The following is a 14895-nucleotide window of genomic DNA, read 5'->3' as shown; positions in this document are numbered from 1 at the left end:
CCGGCGTCTTTTTCCGAACCGTGACGGGGGACGCCTGCCCGGAGCCGCGATGGACATCCTGCTTCAGCAATTGATCAACAGCCTGTCGGTCGCGAGCGTCATCATCCTCATCGGCATCGGCATCACGCTGATCTTCGGCCTGACCGGCATCATCAACTTCGCCCATGGCGAGTTCCTGATGGTCGGCGGCATGCTGACCTGGCTGGTCATCGGCCAGGGCGGCAACTTCCTCCTGGCGGCCGCCGCGGCGGTCCTCGGCGTCGGCCTCCTCGGCTTCGTCCTGGAGCGCGGCCTGTTCCGCCTGACGCTCGACCGCCCGATGAACGGCTTCATCATCTCGCTCGGGCTGATCGTGGTGCTGCAGCACGTCGTCATCCGCTTCTGGAACTCCTACCAGAAGGCGATCCCTGCGCCGCTCACGGACGTCTGGGAGGTCGGCGGCGTGCGCATCATCGAGATGCGGGTGGCTGTCGTGGTGGTCACGGCGATCATTGTCGCCATCACCTTCTTCGGCATCTCGCGCAGCCGCTACGGCCTGGCGCTCCGGGCCAGCGTCGCCGACCCGGACACGGCGGCGCTGATGGGCGTGCCGGTCCGGCGCTACGTCACCGGCGTGTTCGTCTACGGCAGCATGCTGGCCGGCCTCGGCGGCGCGCTGATGATCGCCCTGTTCCCGATCACGCCCTTCATCGGCAGCGTCATCGTGGTCCGCGGCTTCGCGGTGGCGCTGATCGGCGGCCTCGGCAACGTCTTCGGCGCCGTCGTCGCCGGCCTCGTGCTCGGCCTGATGGACGGCCTCAGCGCCGGCTACGGCCTGCCGGAATGGACCGAGGCCTATTCCTTCGTCCTGATGATCCTCATCCTCCTGCTGCGGCCGCAGGGCCTCCTCGGCGGCACCGCCGGGCCGCGGGCCGTCTGAGATCCGGGCCCCAAGATGAACGCCATGGCCGAGACATCGACGCTGCAGCATCCCCGGGAGGCCGGCGAGGCCGTGGGGACCGCGCCGGTGCGCCTCACGCTGATCGAGCGGCTCGCCCTGCCCGTCATCGTCGCCGTCGTCCTGTTCGGCCTGCCCTGGTTGCATCCGGGCTACCGCATCCTGTCGCTCGCCGCCTCGACCTGCGTCAGCGTCGTGGCGCTCTACGGCCTCGCCATCCTGTTCGGCCAGGCCGGCATCATGTCCGTCGGCCATGCCGCGCTGATGGGCGTCGGCGCCTATGCCGGCGCCATCCTGGCGCGCGACGCCGGGCTCGGCTTCTTCACGGCGCTGCCCGCCGCGGCGCTCTTCTCCGCCCTCGTCGCGGGCCTGGTCGGCCTGCCTGCGCTGCGCGTCGGCGGGCATCATTTCGTCATCATCACCTTCGCGCTCTGCGGCCTCTTCACCATCATCCTCACCAATGGCGGCACCTTCACCGGTTCGGCGACCGGGCTCGACGTCTCGCCGATCGGCACGATCCTCGGCGTCAATTTCGGCCGCCTGCAGAACCTCTATCTCCTTGTCGTGGCCTTCATGCTCGCCAGCATGGGCGTCACCCATCTCATCATGGCCTCGCGCTATGGCCGCACCCTGCGGGCGATCCGCGAGAACGAGGTGCTGGCGCAGGCCATCGGCATCAACACCGGCCTCCACAAGATCATCGCCTTCATGGTCAGCGGCGCCTTCGCCGGCGTGGCCGGCATCCTGCAGCTCTACTTCCTGCAGCACATCTCACCCGACCTCTACGGCGCCTTTCCCAGCGTCTACATCGCGCTGATGGTGATGCTGGGCGGGCCGCGGCGGCTGCTCGGCCCGCTGGTCGGCGCCGGCATCGTCAGCTTCCTGCCCGAAGTGCTCAACCTCGATCCCATCGACGCCCGGATCGCCTATGGCGTCGGCCTGATCGTGGTGATCCTCGCCCTGCCCGGCGGCGTCATGGCGGGGCTCGCGAGCCTCTATCTCGCGCTGCGCCGCAGGATCGTCCGCTGATGAGCGCGCTCGAGATCAGGGGCCTGCGCAAGGCGTTCGGCGGCGTCGTGGCGCTCGACGGGGTGGATCTGTCGGCCGAGCTCGGCGAGATCCTCGGCATTGTCGGGCCGAACGGCTCCGGCAAGACCACGCTGTTCAACGTGGTCGCCGGCGCGCTGAAGCCGAGCGGCGGCCGGATCACCTGGCTGGGGCAGGAGATCGCCGGCCTGCCGGCGCACCGCATCGCCCGCCAGGGCCTGGTGCGGACCTATCAGCAGGCGATGTCCTTCCCGGATCTTTCGGTGAACGAGAACATCAAGATCGCCAGCGAGCACGGCGCCGAGGGCGTGGCGCCGCTGATGGCGCCGGACGACCTGCTCGCCTTCGTCGGCCTCGCCGGGCGCGGCGACGAGATCGCCGGATCGATGCCGTTCGGCAATCTCCGGCGGCTCGGCATCGCCCTGGCGCTGGCGGCCCGGCCGAAGCTTCTCCTGCTCGACGAGCCGGCGGCCGGCCTCAACGACAGCGAGACGTCGCAGCTCGCCGAGATCATCACCGGGCTGCCCGGGCGCGGCCTCGGCATCTGCCTGATCGATCACGACATGAACCTGATCGCCTCGATCTGCCGGCGGCTCGTCGTCCTCGACTTCGGCACCAAGATCGCCGAGGGAACGCCGGCGGAGGTCCTCAACGACCGGCGGGTGATGGAGGTCTATCTCGGAGCGCCGGCATGAGCCTCATCGCGGTCGACGGCGTCGACACCGCCTATGGCGCCGTCAACGTCAATCGCGACGTGTCGCTGAGCGTCGGCGAGGGCGAGGTCGCCACCATCCTCGGGCCGAACGGCGCCGGCAAGACCACCCTGCTGCGCGCCATCTGCGGCGCACTCCGGCCGACGCGCGGACGCATCCTCGTCGACGGGCGCGACATGACCGGGCAGCCGCCGGACCGGCTCGCGGCGGCCGGCATCGTCATGGTGCCGGAGGGCCGGCGCATCTTCGCGGACCTGACGGTCGAGGAGAATCTGCGCCTCGGCGCCTATGTCAGGCGCGACCAGAGCGCGGTGGCCGCCGATATCGAGCGCATGCAGGCCTATTTCCGCATCCTCGCCGAGAAGCGCGGCGCCAAGGGCGGCACGCTCAGCGGCGGCCAGCAGCAGATGCTCGCCATCGCCCGCGGCCTGATGGCGCGCCCGCGCCTGCTGCTGCTCGACGAGCCCTCGCTCGGCCTGTCGCCGCTGATGGTCAAGGAGGTCCAGGCCGTCATCGCCGATGTCCGCCGCAATTTCGGCGCCGCCGTGCTGCTGGTCGAGCAGAACGCCTCGCTCGCCTTCGCCGTGGCCCAGCGCGGCTATCTCATGCAGTCCGGCCGCATCGTCGCCGCCGACACGATCGAGGCGCTGCGCCACTCGCGGCTGATGCGCGAGCTCTATCTCGGCGAAGGGCAGGGGGCGGCGCCCGCCCCCTGAGCCCGCTTCAGCGTGCGTCCAGTGTCAGCCCATAGGCCTCGATCGCGGACAACCCGAAGATCCGGTCGCGGTCGACCGCGTCGACCTCCCGGACGCACGCGCGCAGCGCAGCCACCACCTCGTCGTAGCTCGCCGCCACCAGGCAGACCGGCCAGTCCGTGCCGAACAGGCAGCGGTCGGCGCCGAAGATTGAGAGAGCCTCCCGCACATAGGGAGCGAGGTCGGCCGGCGTCCACGCCTGCCAGTCCGCCTCCGTGACCATGCCCGACAGCTTGCACCAGACGTGGTCGCGATGAGGCGCGAAGCCGCGCATCAGCTCGGCCCAGGGCTCGAACTCGCCCGAGCGGATCGCCGGCTTGGCGATGTGGTCGAGCACGAAGCGCAGGTTCGGAAAATCGGCGACGGTCTTCAGGCAGGCGGGCAGCTGCGGCAGGTTCGGCACCAGGTCGTAGACGAGGCCGGCCGCCGCCACGGCGGCGAGGCCGCGACGCACGTCCGGCCGCAGCAGCCAGTTCGGGTCAGCCTCATTCTGGATGAGGTGCCTGACGCCGACGAGCCAGCGGCCTTCAGGCAGGGCCCGCAGCGCGGCGAGGGTCTCGGCGACGTCGGGCGCGGTCAGGTCGACCCAGCCGACGACGCCGCGGATGAAGTCGACCGCCTCGGCGAGGCGCAGGAAGTCGCGCGTCTCGCCGAGATCGTTCCAGGTCTGGACCAGCACGGTGCCGGTGACGCCGTTCGCGGCGAGCGAAGGCCGCAGATCCCTAGCGGTGAAGACGCGGCGGATCGGCGCGAAGGGGCCGTCGAGCCAGCCATAGTCGCCGTTGTCCGGGTCCCAGACATGGTGATGCGAGTCGATGATCGCAGCCATGGCCGGCTCACCAGCGCTGGTGGACGTGGGGCCGGATGTCGGCGTCGTAGATCGCCTCGAGCTTGGCCATGGTCTCGGCCGAGAGCGGGGGCAGCGCGGCGGCCTCGGCATTGGCGCGCGCCTGGGCCGGGTTGCGGGCGCCGGGGATCGCCACGGTCACGGCCTCGTGCATCAGGATCCAGCGCAGCGCGAATTGAGCCATGGTGGCGCTGCCGGCGACGAGGGGCCTGATTGTCTCCACCGCGGCGAGGCCGGTCTCGTAGGGCACGCCGGAAAAGGTCTCGCCGACGTCGAAGGCTTCGCCGTGGCGGTTGAACTTGCGATGGTCCGTGTCCTCGAAGGCCGTGTCCGGCTTGAACTTGCCGGAGAGCAGGCCGCTCGCCAGCGGCACGCGGGCGATGATGGCGACGTTCCGCGCCTTGGCGATGCCGAGGAAGGAGTCGAGCGGGCGCTGGCGGAAGATGTTGAAGATGATCTGGACGCTGACCACGCCGGGATATTCGATCGCCTTCAGCGCTTCCTCGATGCGCTCGACGCTGACGCCGTAGTTCCGGATCTTGCCCTCCTGGACCAGCCGGTCGAGCGAGGCGAAGACCTCGGGATGGTAATAGAGGTCGGTCAGCGGGCAGTGCAGCTGGACGAGGTCGAGCGCCTCCATGCGCAGGTTCTCGAGGCTGCGCTCGACCCAGCCGCGCAGGTTCTCGTAGGTGTAGCCCTCGACCGTCTGCCTGGGCAGCCGCTTGCCGGCCTTGGTGGCGACGAAAGGCTTGGGCCCGCCGCGCTCGGCGAGCACCCGGGCGATCAGCTTTTCCGAGCGCCCGTCGCCATAGACGTCGGCCGTGTCGAGGAAGGTGATGCCGGCATCGAGCGCCGCATGCAGGGCCGCGACGGCTTCCTCGTCGTCGACCTTGCCCCAGCTCGCGCCGATGGCCCAGGCCCCGAAGCCGATCTCGCTGACCTTGCGTCCGGTCCGTCCGAATTCGCGCGATTGCATGGCGTCCTCCTATCCCGGTGATGCGGTCAGCCATGCCCGCGGGCAGGGCGCGGCAGGCGCTCTCCCGCCGTGCCGGCGAGCCCTCGTGACCCGCCCCGGCGGCCTCCGTCTTCGGAGTACCTAGCAAACATCATGTTGTATGACAACAGGGTGAGATGGCAAATAGGGTCGCCACACTTCGACGCAAGACCCGAGACACCGGCGGGGTCTTGGATCTAGGCCGGGGCGTGCGCGTCGCCCTGCTGGCCGAGGGCCTCGTAGCGCTGATAGGCCTTGAGGAGATGGTCGCGTGCGGCGCGCTGCGCGGCGGCGGCGTCGCCCGCCGCGATGGCCTCCAGGATCTTCCGGTGCTCGCGCTGGATCCGCCGGAGATAGGCTTGCCGCTCCTGCGCCGTCATCGCGTCGAGCCGCAGGCGCTGGCGGGGGATGATCGAGCTGCCGAACGCGTCGAGGAAGCGGACGAAATAGGGGTTCTGGGTCGACTGCAGCACCGCGCGGTGGAAGGCGAAGTCCTCCTGCGCGCCCGACGATGCCGAGGTGATGGCGTCCTCCAGGCGGTCGAGATGCGCGTGCATGCGGGCGAGGTCGCCCTCGGTCCGGCGCTGCGCCGACAGCCCGGCCGCGCCGATCTCGACGCTCATTCTGAGCTCCAGCAGGCGCAGCACGTCGGAGATGGATTCGAGGTCCTCGCTGGCGACCGCGAAGGCGGCCGGCGCCGGATCGGCGCTGACGAAGGCGCCCAGCCCCTGGCGCGTCGTCACCAGGCCGCGGGTGCGCAGCGCCGCCAGGGCCTCGCGCACGACGGTGCGGCTGACGCCGGTCGCGGCGACGAGCGCCTGCTCGGTCGGCAGACGCTGGCCGGGCCTGAGCTCACCGGACTCGATCTGGGCCACGAACGATTCGACGAGCCCGCTGGCGAGATTGGGCGATTTACGGATTGCGCCGAAGAGTTTCGAAGCCTCGATGGTCATCAGGTCCCTGTCCTGGCGCCAGCATTGCAGCGTCGATACCCGGAGGCAAGCGCGGCCCGGTCAGACCGAGCCTCTGGAGCACAGCGGGTGGCAATTTGAGGGCATGAAGTCGGGACTGGGGTTGTCGCTGCCAGATGCTTTTGCCCTCGCTGTATGATATTATCATACCAAGCTCATCGAAGAGAAATCCTATGGCCGCGACCGAAAAGCGAACCTTCACCCTCCCCGCCGAGCAGTCCGCCTTCATCGACCAGCTCGTGACGTCGGGAACCTACGCCACCGCGAGCGAAGTCATCCGCGACGGCTTGCGCGCCTTGCAAGAGCGCAATGCTGCCGTGGAGCGCTGGCTGCGGGAGGAAGTTGCACCGGCCTATGATCGCTGGAAGGCTGATCCGACTGGCGGCATCACCGTGGAAGAGATGTCCGAGCGGATGCGCAAGCGCCACGCGGCGCGCATGAAGGGTGATGTGTGAAGCGCCGGCCTGTCATCTTCACCGAGGAAGCGGCTGCCGATCTCGACTGGATTTACGATACCATCGCAGCGGCGAGCAGCCCCGTCACCGCTTCCCGGTACGAACAACGCATCCGGGCTTTCTGCGAACGCCTTGAGCTTGCTTCCGAACGCGGGACCCTGCGTGACGATGTGCGGCCGGGGCTGCGTGCCATCGGCTTCAGGAAGCGCGTGACCGTTGCCTTTATCGTCGAGCCCGAGCGTGTGGTGATCCTGCGTATCTTCTACGGCGGCGTCGATTGGGAAAACGAGTTGAGCGAGAGCTGACTTCCAAAAAAGCTATTTCAACAGCCTGCTAAGGGCCGGGCGTGGCAGGCCGCTTGCGCTGCTTCGTCTCGCCGATGCCGACCCTGGTCGCGGCGCCGCGCAGGTGCTGCGCCATGGCCGAGCGCGCGGCCGCTGGATCGCGCGCCGAGACGGCGGACAGGATCGCCTCGTGCTCGGCCACGGTCGCGCGCGCCATGTCGTCCGAGCCCTGGCGGCCGCCGGCGGCGAGGATGCTCTCGCGCACCTTCTCGGCCACGAAGCCGAGCACCTGCACCATGTAGACGTTGCGCGTGGCGCCGACGACGGCGAGGTGGAATTCGAGATCCGCCTTCAGCCATTGCACGCTGCCATAGGGCGCCGCGGTCATGCTGTCGAGCGCCGCCCGCATCTTGGCGAGGTCTGCCGCCGTGCGCCGCTCGGCGGCGAGCGCCGCCCCCTCGACCTCGAGGGCGCCGCGCATCTCGAACAGGCTGCGGAACGCTTCGCCCGCCTGCTGCGGATCGTAGTCGATGGTCAGGATGCCGGCATCGGGCTTGTCCGCCACGAAGGCGCCTCGGCCCTGGTGCGACCACACGCGCCCCTCCGACCGCAGGCGGGCGATGGCCTCGCGCACCACGTTGCGGCTCACGCCGAACGTCGTCGCCAGCACCTGTTCCGTCGGCAGCTGGTCGCCGGGCTTGAGCCGCCCCTGCGCGATCTCGCGGGAGATCGAGCTCGCAACCAGCGTCGGCAGGTGCGGTCCGCGGCTCACCTTCTCGAGTTTCAGCGCCATCCATCACCTGTCTTCGGACGGAACGAGCGGAAGGATGCGTCCTCTGCTCAGGATAGTCTGGGGATCAAGCGCAGTTTTGACGCGCTTGGCCAGATCGAGCGTGACGCTGTCCACTCTTTCGAGAAAGGCGCGCTGCTTGACGCGGCCGATGCCGTGCTCGGCGCTGATGCTGCCGCCGAGGCGATCGACCACGGCGAAGATCGCCTCCTCCGCCCCGTGCAGCAGCGGTGCGATGTCCGCTGGAGCAAGGCCCTGCGGCGGAATCACGTTGAGATGGATGTTGCCGTCGCCGACATGGCCGTAGGCGAGCGCCTGCGTCTGCGGCGCGGCGTGCCGCACGGCGGCGAGCGCCTGCGCCACGAAGTCCGCCAGCTGCGAGATCGGCACCGAGACGTCGGTGCGCAGGTAGCGTCCGCCCCGGCCTTGGGCCTCCACCATCGTCTCCCGGTAGAGCCACAGCCTCTCCGCCTGGGCGCGGCTCGATGCGACGACGCCGTCCTCGACGAGATCGCCGGCCGAAGCGAGGAAGCTCTCGATCAGGGCGCGCAGGTCGATCTCGCCCCCCGCCGAGGCCTCCATCAGGACATAGGCGGGGTAGGGACGCGCGAGCGGGTCGGTGAGGTCGGGCCGCGCCGCCAGCGCCACCTCGAGGCCGTCGCGCAGGATCAGCTCGAAGGCCGACAGGAGGTCGCTGCAGCCCCGGCGCGCCAGGGCATAGAGGGCCATGGCGTCCTCGACCGACCGCAGGCCCACCAGCGCCGTCTCGACCCGGCTCGGCCGCGGAAACAGCTTCAGCGCCGCTGCCGTGACGATGCCGAGCGTGCCCTCGCTGCCGATGAAGAGCTGCTTGAGATCATAGCCGCGATTGTCCTTGCGCAGCGTCTTCAGCCCGTTCCACACCCGCCCGTCGGCCAGCACGACCTCGAGCCCGAGCACGAGGTCGCGCGTCATGCCGTAGCGCAGCACGTTGAACCCGCCGGCATTGGTGGCGACGTTGCCGCCGATGCGGCAGCTGCCCTGCGCGCCGAAGGTGATCGGCAGCAGGCAGTCCTGCGCCTCGGCGGCGCGCTTGGCTTCCTCCAGGATGCAGCCGGCCTCGACCACGATGGCAAAGTCGATCGGGTTCACCGACCGGACCTTGCTCATGCGCTCCAGGCTCAGCACCAGCTCCTCGCCGCCGGGCGCCGCCACCGCGGCGCCGACGAGGCCGGTCAGCCCGCCCTGCGGCACGACCGCGATGCCCGCCGCGCTGCAGAAGCGCATCAGGGCGGCGACGTCCTCGACGCTGCGCGGGCGCGCCACCGCCAGCGGCCGGCCGACATGGTCGCCCGACCAGTCCCGGCTGTAACGCTCGAGGTCCTCGTCCCGTGTCAGCAGGCCGCCATCGGGCAGGATCGCCGCGAGGGCGGAGAGGCGGGTCGCGTTCGGCAAGGCGGCGGTGCTCATCACCCCTGGTCTCCCGGCGGCGCGGGATCGGCTGGACAGATGCGCCGTCGTTGTGATGTTATCATACAACCGGGAAACCGGACATCAAGCCGGTCCATCGGGCGGAGAAGCAGGGAGAGCCAGGGATGAGCGAGGTTTCGACGGGATTTCGCATGATGCACACCATGATCCGCGTGCTGGACCTGGAACGCTCCATCGCCTTCTACACCGAGCTCCTCGGCATGACCCTCCTGCGCCGCGAGGATTTCCCCGGCGGGCGCTTCACCCTGGCCTTCGTCGGCTATGGCCCGGAGGCGAGCCATGCGGTGGTCGAGCTGACCCACAACTGGGACCAGGCGGAGCCTTATGCGATCGGCACCGGCTTCGGCCATATCGCGCTCGGCGTCCACGACATCTACGCCGTCTGCGCCGCCCTGGCGAAGCAGGGCGCCCGGATTCCCCGTCCGCCCGGCCCGATGAAGCACGGCACCACCCATATCGCCTTCGTCGAGGATCCCGACGGCTACAAGATCGAGCTCATCGGCCTCGACACAATGAGGCAGGCCTGACCCTTCGGGGGCGGCGCCGGTCACTTGATCACGGCGATCTTGCCGCGGTCGATCGTGACCGCGACGGCGAGGACCAGCACCGCCCCGAACACCATCTGCTCGGCGAAGATGTTGACGCCGACAAAGGTCATGCCGATACGCACGATCGAGATGATCAGGGCGCCGACGGCCGTGCGCAGGATGCCGCCGAGCCCGCCGGTAATCGCCGTCCCGCCGACGATCACTGCGGCGATGGCCGGCAGCAGGAGCTGGTTGGCGAGCGTCGGCGAGCCGCTCGACAGCCGGCAGGCGAGGATGGCGCCGGCAAGGGCCGCCAGCGTCCCGGACATGGTGAAGGCGATCACCTTGGTGCGGCCGACATCGACGCCGGCTGCGCGCGCGGCCGGCTCGCCGGCGCCGATGGCGATGCTGTGCCGCCCGAAGGCGGTGTAGCGCAGCACGACGAAGCAGACGAGGCCGATCAGCGCGGCGATGATCGCGATCATGGGAATGCCGAAGGGCGCCGCATTCATCCAGGCGATCGTCTCGCGGCCGCCGGCCTCGATGGTGATGGCGCGGCCATGCGCGGCGAGCAAGGCGAGGCCCGCCGTGACGCCGCCGGTCGCCAGCGTCGCCACGAAGGAGGGCACGCGCAGGCGCACATGCACGATGCCGCCGGCGAGCCCCGAGAGGAGGCCGGCGGCGATGGCGACCGGGAAGGCGCCGAGGCCGATGACGGGAAGGAGCTGCGCCAGGATCACGCTCGCCAGCGAGGCGACGGCCTGGATCGAGAGATCGATGCCGCCGAGCAGGATGACGAAGGTGACGCCGGCGGCGAGGATGAACAGCACGGCGGTGTCGGCGAGGACGACGAGCAGGGTTTCCGGCGTGACGAAGCCGGGCGCGCCGATCTCGACGACGGCGACGAGGACGAGCAGCAGCGCCGGCGGCGCCAGCGCCCGCAGCCAGTGTCCGCCGCGGCCATTCAGCCTATCCGGGATCCGCATCGCTCTCCCTCACACCATGGCGCGCACCAGCTCGACCTGGGCCGGCTTGGCGCCGGGCCTCGCGTCGAACCGAGCCGTGACCTCGCCGTCCCGCATCACCAGGATCCGGTGGGACAGCCCGATGGTCTCCTCCAGCGTGTCGGAGATCAGCAGGATCGCTGCGCCCTCGCCGCAGAGGTCGCGCACCAGCGCGTAGACCTCCTCCTTGGCGCCGACGTCGAGCCCGCGCGTCGGATGGTCGAGCAGCAGGATGCGCGAGCCGGCCGTCATCCAGCGCGCCAGCACCACCTTCTGCTGGTTGCCGCCGCTGAGGCGGCTGCAGGCGATGTCGGCGCCGGGCGCCTTGATCCGGAGGCGGCGGATCCAGTCCTCGGCCAGGCGGCGCTCGCGGCGATGGTCGATCAGCCGGCCGCGCATCACCGAACGCAGGTTTCCCAGGCTGATGTTCTCGGCGATCGACAGGAACATCACCAGTCCCTCGACGCGCCGCTCCCGCGGGATCGTGCCGATGCCGCGCGCCACGGCTTCGCCCGGCGCGGCGAAGCGCTGCTCCCGGCCGCCGACGAGGAGGCGCCCCTCGGTCTGCGGCAGGAAGCCGCCGAGGCAGCGCATGACCTCCTCCCGCCCCGAGCCGACCACGCCGGCGATGCCGACGACCTCGCCCGCATGCAGCTGAAGATCGACGCCGCGGAACGCGCCCCTGACGCCGAGCCCCGCCGCTTCCAGGAGGCGCTGCGGACCGGGCGGGGCCTGCCGCGTCTCCTTGTAATATTCCGCCTGCAGGCCGCGCCCGACCATCTCCTGATGCAGGGCGGCGATCGTCGCGGCGGCCGCTTCGTGCTCGGCGACGACCGCGCCGTCCTTCATCACGTAGATCCGGTCGCTGAGGCGCAGCACCTCGTCCAGCCGATGCGAGACGAAGACGAAGCTCGCCCGGCTCTTCAGGGCCCGCACGCGCGAGAACAGGGTCTCGACGTCGGCGGCGCCGAGCACGGAGGTCGGCTCGTCCAGGAGGATGAGCAGCTGGTGCGGGCAGGTTTCCTCCAGCGTCAGCGCCTTGGCCAGCTCGACCATCTGGCGCGCCGCGAAGCCGAGCTCGGCGGTGCGCCTGGCGACGTCGATGTCGACGCCGATCTTGGCGAGCTGGCGCCGTGCCGCCGCATGGAGCCGCTTCCAGTCGACGAGGCCGAAGCGCCGGAAGGCCGCCTCCTGGCCGAGATAGATGTTCTCGGCGACGGAGAGGTTGAGCAGCAGCGACTGCTCCTGGAACACCATGCCGATGCCGCGCGCCGCCGCATCGCGCGCATTCCTCAGCCGCAGCGTCTCGCCGTGCAGCGTCAGGCTGCCGCCGTCCGGCCGGTGCGTGCCGGCGAGGATGCGCATCAGCGTCGACTTGCCGGCGCCGTTCTCGCCGATCAGGCCGACCACCTCGTTCGGCCGCACCGCGACGGCGACGTCCCGGAGGGCGGCGACGCCGCCGAACGACTTCGTGATGTTCTCGGCGACCAGCACGGCGGCTACTTCACGATGGAAAGGCGGGTGCGGTCGAGCGACAGCGCGACCGCGGCGATGATCATCAGGCCCTGGGCGGTCTGCTGCACATAGGGCGAGATGCCGAGGAGGATCATGCCGTTGGACAGGACCGTGACGATCAGGACGCCGATCAGCGTGTTGACGACGCCGCCTTCGCCGCCGGTGAGCGCCGTGCCGCCGACCACCACGGCCGTGACGGCGGCGAAGAGTCGCCCGTCGCCGATCACCGCGTTGGACTGGCCGAGCTGCGCCGCGGCGAGCACGCCGGCGATGCCGTAGAAGAAGCCGGCGAGCGCGAACGCGGCTATCCTGACCCGGCTGGGCTCGATGCCCGACAGCTCGGCAATGTCCTCGCCTCCGCCGACCGCCACGATGTGCCGGCCGAGAAGGGTGTGGTTCTGGACGACGAGCGCGACGAGGAAGCTGCCGGCGGCGATCCAGACGCCGAGCGGCAGGTCGAGCACCCGCGTCAGGGCGAGCGCCCGCAGCGCCGGGTCCATCAGCCGGACCGCCGAGCCGCCCAGCATGTAGACGGAGAAGCCGAGCCCGATGAACCACATGCCGAGCGTCGCCATGAAGGAGGGGATGCGCAGCCCGGTCTGGACGATGCCGCTCGCCGCGCCCATGGCCGTGCTGGCCGCGATGGCCGCGGCCATCGCGATCCAACCAAGGTCGTTGCCGTTGCTGTCATTGGCCGCCAGCAGCACCAGCACCATGGCTGCCACCGACACTGCACCCTCGATGGAGAGGTCGATGCTGCCGAGGAGGATGATGAAGGTGAGCCCCATGGCGAGCGTCAGGGGCACGGCCGCCGAATTGGCGATGCGCACGAGATTGCGCAGCTCGAGAAAGGCCGGGTTGGCGAGCGCGATCAGCGCGCAGAGCCCGATGAGCACGAAGAGCGGGGCCAGCGAGCGTCCTCGCGCCTTGTCCGGCAGCCATCGGCGCAGGGCCGCGAGCTGCGAGGGCAGGCCCCCGAGCCGCTCCACGGCGGGGGCGGAGTCGAGCTGGTCCGTGTTCAAGGTCGCCGGCACCCGTTCGGTCACTGCTGCGTCCTAAGGATCCGCTGAATCAATGTAGAGCGCGGAACCCCTCTCCCGACCAATCTCGGGTGTTCCCGAGATTGGTTTTTAATGAGCAAGTCGGAAACATCCGACTTGCGGGAGACGGGCAGGGGTGAGGGACTAGACCTCGCCGGAAAGGGGTGAATTTTCGGCATCCGATTGCTCGACGAGTGCTTCACTGGTCGGTCGTTTAGACCCTCACCCCTGCCCCTCTCCCAATCGGGAGAGGGGTTCTGCACGTCTCATCTGCAGCATTTATTCGTACAGACGTCCCAAGGGTTCTTTAGATCGGAACACGGTTCCAGTCCTCGCGCCCGTCACGTCCTCCGGCGCCCGGCTCAGCTCTGGCGGATGGGGCCCACCACTCGTCCCCACAGATCGTTCCAGTCGAGCGTCGGCTTCGCCTCGACATTGGTCTTGTAATAGTCCTCGACATTGTCCTTCGCGATCAGCACCGCCTTGCCGTAGAACTCGCGGTGCTCCGAAGGCTCCTTCGCCGGATCGATCCTCTTGCTGGAGGCGGCGAGGCCGATGGAGAGGCCCATCCCGCCCTGCCAGAAGGGATCGGAGGTCACGGTGCAGGCGAACTCGCCGGTGCGCACCGCATCGACGGCCGACTTGATCCCGTCCACGCCGACGATCGGAATCTTGCCCGCCAGGCCCTCGCCGCGCAGCGCCTCGAGCGCGCCGACGCCCATGTCGTCGTTCGCCGCCCAGATGCCCTTGATCTGGTCGCCGAAGCGCGTCAGCAGTCCGCCGGTGATGTCGTAGGCCTCGGTGGATTTCCAGTTCGCCACCTGGAAGTCGAGGAGCTTGATGCCGGGCGTGGCGGCGAGCGCCTGGTCGAGCCCTTTCTTGCGCTCGATCGCGGCGGTGGTCGAGATCATGCCGCCGAGGGCGATGATGCCGCCGGAGCCGCCGATCGTCTTGAACAGGATCTCGGCGATGGTCTTGCCGCTGGAGATGCCGTCGAACTCGATGTGGCTGACATAGTTCGGGTTGAAGTCGGCCGGATGCAGGTCCGCCGGCTTGTTCCACTGCGTCACCACATAGGCGCCGGCCTTGACGCAGGCCTCGACGATCGGCCGCGCATCCGGCGTGTCGTTCGGGTCCGAGTTGAGGATCATGTTGCCGCCGGTCTTGGCCAGCATGGCCCTGACGTCGGCGATGCCCTTCTCGCTGTTGCCCTCGGAGACCAGCGTGACGTGATCGAGGCCGGCGGCCTTGGCGAAGGCCTCGGCGCCCTGTTTCCACACCGCGTGATAGGGGTTGGACAAGGAGCGGATCGAGGTCACGAGGGTGGGCGCTGCCGCATAGGCGCGCGTCGGCAGCCCCAGGGCCGCCATGGCGCCCGTCGCGCCGATGATGAAGCGCCGGCGATCGAGTGTCGCCGCGGGGAGGAGGGGACGCATCGTGTCGTGCCTTTCCTTCGGGTGGTTTCCCGCGATCGAGCGCGCCTCTGCCGGGCCGCTTCGAAGGCGATGCAGCCTCCCACATTCCCGGTCATATGACAACCGGTCAA

Annotated in this window: 16 protein-coding genes; 7 read left to right on the top strand and 9 right to left on the bottom strand. The window is 69.5% G+C overall.

Going from position 1 to position 14895, the window contains the following annotated elements; genetic code table 11:
- The first annotated feature begins 49 nt into the window (after positions 1-49).
- From QO011_RS12210 to QO011_RS12195, 4 genes are read left to right on the top strand one after another with little or no spacing between them, the layout of a single operon-like run.
- Positions 50-919 carry a branched-chain amino acid ABC transporter permease gene (locus QO011_RS12210; RefSeq protein WP_307272152.1) on the top strand — a complete coding sequence of 290 codons (870 nt, stop codon included), beginning with the start codon at positions 50-52 and terminating at the stop codon, positions 917-919.
- A 24-nt stretch (positions 920-943) separates the two neighbouring features.
- Positions 944-1966 carry a branched-chain amino acid ABC transporter permease gene (locus tag QO011_RS12205; protein ID WP_307272150.1) on the top strand — a complete coding sequence of 341 codons (1023 nt, stop codon included), beginning with the start codon at positions 944-946 and terminating at the stop codon, positions 1964-1966.
- Positions 1966-2679 (top strand): ABC transporter ATP-binding protein, encoded by a 714-nt coding sequence (locus QO011_RS12200; protein WP_307272148.1) that lies wholly within the window; start codon positions 1966-1968, stop codon positions 2677-2679. The genes QO011_RS12205 and QO011_RS12200 overlap by 1 nt, the downstream gene beginning before the upstream one ends.
- A complete protein-coding gene (locus QO011_RS12195; RefSeq protein ID WP_307272146.1) occupies positions 2676-3413 on the top strand; it encodes an ABC transporter ATP-binding protein in 738 nt (245 codons plus the stop codon). Before QO011_RS12200 ends, QO011_RS12195 begins: the two co-directional genes overlap by 4 nt.
- A 7-nt stretch (positions 3414-3420) precedes the next feature.
- Here the strand turns inward: QO011_RS12195 and QO011_RS12190 are convergent, their stop codons facing one another.
- From QO011_RS12190 to QO011_RS12180, 3 genes are all read right to left on the bottom strand, one after another.
- Entirely contained in the window at positions 3421-4281 is an 861-nt protein-coding gene (locus QO011_RS12190) for an amidohydrolase family protein (protein WP_307272144.1), read from the bottom strand.
- A 7-nt stretch (positions 4282-4288) separates the two neighbouring features.
- On the bottom strand, positions 4289-5275 hold the full coding sequence (locus QO011_RS12185) for an aldo/keto reductase (RefSeq protein WP_307272143.1): 987 nt from the start codon (positions 5273-5275) through the stop codon (positions 4289-4291).
- 215 nt (positions 5276-5490) lie between these two features.
- Entirely contained in the window at positions 5491-6246 is a 756-nt protein-coding gene (locus tag QO011_RS12180) for a FadR/GntR family transcriptional regulator (protein WP_307272141.1), read from the bottom strand.
- A gap of 191 nt (positions 6247-6437) precedes the next feature.
- Between QO011_RS12180 and QO011_RS12175 the strand changes: the two genes are divergently transcribed.
- Together QO011_RS12175 and QO011_RS12170 are read left to right on the top strand one after the other, a co-directional pair.
- The gene (locus QO011_RS12175) at positions 6438-6719 is read left to right on the top strand and encodes a type II toxin-antitoxin system ParD family antitoxin (protein ID WP_307272140.1); all 282 of its coding nucleotides are present in this window, start codon (positions 6438-6440) and stop codon (positions 6717-6719) included.
- The gene (locus QO011_RS12170) at positions 6716-7024 is read left to right on the top strand and encodes a type II toxin-antitoxin system RelE/ParE family toxin (RefSeq protein WP_307272139.1); all 309 of its coding nucleotides are present in this window, start codon (positions 6716-6718) and stop codon (positions 7022-7024) included. Before QO011_RS12175 ends, QO011_RS12170 begins: the two co-directional genes overlap by 4 nt.
- Positions 7025-7052: 28 nt before the next feature.
- Here QO011_RS12170 and QO011_RS12165 read toward each other — a convergent pair whose 3' ends face one another.
- Both QO011_RS12165 and QO011_RS12160 read right to left on the bottom strand, forming a co-directional pair.
- Entirely contained in the window at positions 7053-7796 is a 744-nt protein-coding gene (locus QO011_RS12165; protein WP_307272137.1) for a FadR/GntR family transcriptional regulator, read from the bottom strand.
- 3 nt (positions 7797-7799) lie between these two features.
- Complete coding sequence (locus QO011_RS12160; protein WP_307272135.1) at positions 7800-9242, bottom strand: FAD-binding oxidoreductase; 1443 nt, start codon at positions 9240-9242, stop codon at positions 7800-7802.
- A gap of 125 nt (positions 9243-9367) precedes the next feature.
- On the opposite strand from QO011_RS12160, the gene gloA reads away from it, so the two are divergent.
- Entirely contained in the window at positions 9368-9790 is a 423-nt protein-coding gene (gene gloA / locus QO011_RS12155; RefSeq protein WP_307272133.1) for a lactoylglutathione lyase, read from the top strand.
- 20 nt (positions 9791-9810) lie between these two features.
- Here gloA and QO011_RS12150 read toward each other — a convergent pair whose 3' ends face one another.
- The 4 genes from QO011_RS12150 to QO011_RS12135 all read right to left on the bottom strand — a co-directional run bounded on the left by QO011_RS12150 (position 9811) and on the right by QO011_RS12135 (position 14785).
- Entirely contained in the window at positions 9811-10776 is a 966-nt protein-coding gene (locus QO011_RS12150) for an ABC transporter permease (RefSeq protein WP_307272131.1), read from the bottom strand.
- 9 nt (positions 10777-10785) lie between these two features.
- The gene (locus QO011_RS12145; RefSeq protein ID WP_307272130.1) at positions 10786-12288 is read right to left on the bottom strand and encodes a sugar ABC transporter ATP-binding protein; all 1503 of its coding nucleotides are present in this window, start codon (positions 12286-12288) and stop codon (positions 10786-10788) included.
- A 5-nt stretch (positions 12289-12293) separates the two neighbouring features.
- The gene (locus tag QO011_RS12140) at positions 12294-13355 is read right to left on the bottom strand and encodes an ABC transporter permease (protein WP_307272128.1); all 1062 of its coding nucleotides are present in this window, start codon (positions 13353-13355) and stop codon (positions 12294-12296) included.
- A 356-nt stretch (positions 13356-13711) separates the two neighbouring features.
- A complete protein-coding gene (locus tag QO011_RS12135; protein ID WP_307272125.1) occupies positions 13712-14785 on the bottom strand; it encodes a sugar ABC transporter substrate-binding protein in 1074 nt (357 codons plus the stop codon).
- Between the last annotated feature and the right edge of the window lie 110 nt (positions 14786-14895).

The organism is Labrys wisconsinensis (genome assembly GCF_030814995.1).
In the GTDB taxonomy this organism is placed as follows: domain Bacteria; phylum Pseudomonadota; class Alphaproteobacteria; order Rhizobiales; family Labraceae; genus Labrys; species Labrys wisconsinensis.
Note: the sequence above shows the minus strand (reverse complement) of the source record. Positions and strands in the feature narration are given on the sequence as shown.

Excerpts from the sequence above, each read along its gene's own strand:
- QO011_RS12210 (WP_307272152.1), top strand. The coding sequence starts at position 50 with ATGGACATCCTGCTTCAGCAATTGATCAACAGCCTGTCGGTCGCGAGC.
- QO011_RS12205 (WP_307272150.1), top strand. The coding sequence starts at position 944 with ATGGCCGAGACATCGACGCTGCAGCATCCCCGGGAGGCCGGCGAGGCC.
- QO011_RS12200 (WP_307272148.1), top strand. The coding sequence starts at position 1,966 with ATGAGCGCGCTCGAGATCAGGGGCCTGCGCAAGGCGTTCGGCGGCGTC.
- QO011_RS12195 (WP_307272146.1), top strand. The coding sequence starts at position 2,676 with ATGAGCCTCATCGCGGTCGACGGCGTCGACACCGCCTATGGCGCCGTC.
- QO011_RS12190 (WP_307272144.1), bottom strand. The coding sequence starts at position 4,281 with ATGGCTGCGATCATCGACTCGCATCACCATGTCTGGGACCCGGACAAC.
- QO011_RS12185 (WP_307272143.1), bottom strand. The coding sequence starts at position 5,275 with ATGCAATCGCGCGAATTCGGACGGACCGGACGCAAGGTCAGCGAGATC.
- QO011_RS12180 (WP_307272141.1), bottom strand. The coding sequence starts at position 6,246 with ATGACCATCGAGGCTTCGAAACTCTTCGGCGCAATCCGTAAATCGCCC.
- QO011_RS12175 (WP_307272140.1), top strand. The coding sequence starts at position 6,438 with ATGGCCGCGACCGAAAAGCGAACCTTCACCCTCCCCGCCGAGCAGTCC.
- QO011_RS12165 (WP_307272137.1), bottom strand. The coding sequence starts at position 7,796 with ATGGCGCTGAAACTCGAGAAGGTGAGCCGCGGACCGCACCTGCCGACG.
- QO011_RS12160 (WP_307272135.1), bottom strand. The coding sequence starts at position 9,242 with ATGAGCACCGCCGCCTTGCCGAACGCGACCCGCCTCTCCGCCCTCGCG.
- gloA (WP_307272133.1), top strand. The coding sequence starts at position 9,368 with ATGAGCGAGGTTTCGACGGGATTTCGCATGATGCACACCATGATCCGC.
- QO011_RS12150 (WP_307272131.1), bottom strand. The coding sequence starts at position 10,776 with ATGCGGATCCCGGATAGGCTGAATGGCCGCGGCGGACACTGGCTGCGG.
- QO011_RS12135 (WP_307272125.1), bottom strand. The coding sequence starts at position 14,785 with ATGCGTCCCCTCCTCCCCGCGGCGACACTCGATCGCCGGCGCTTCATC.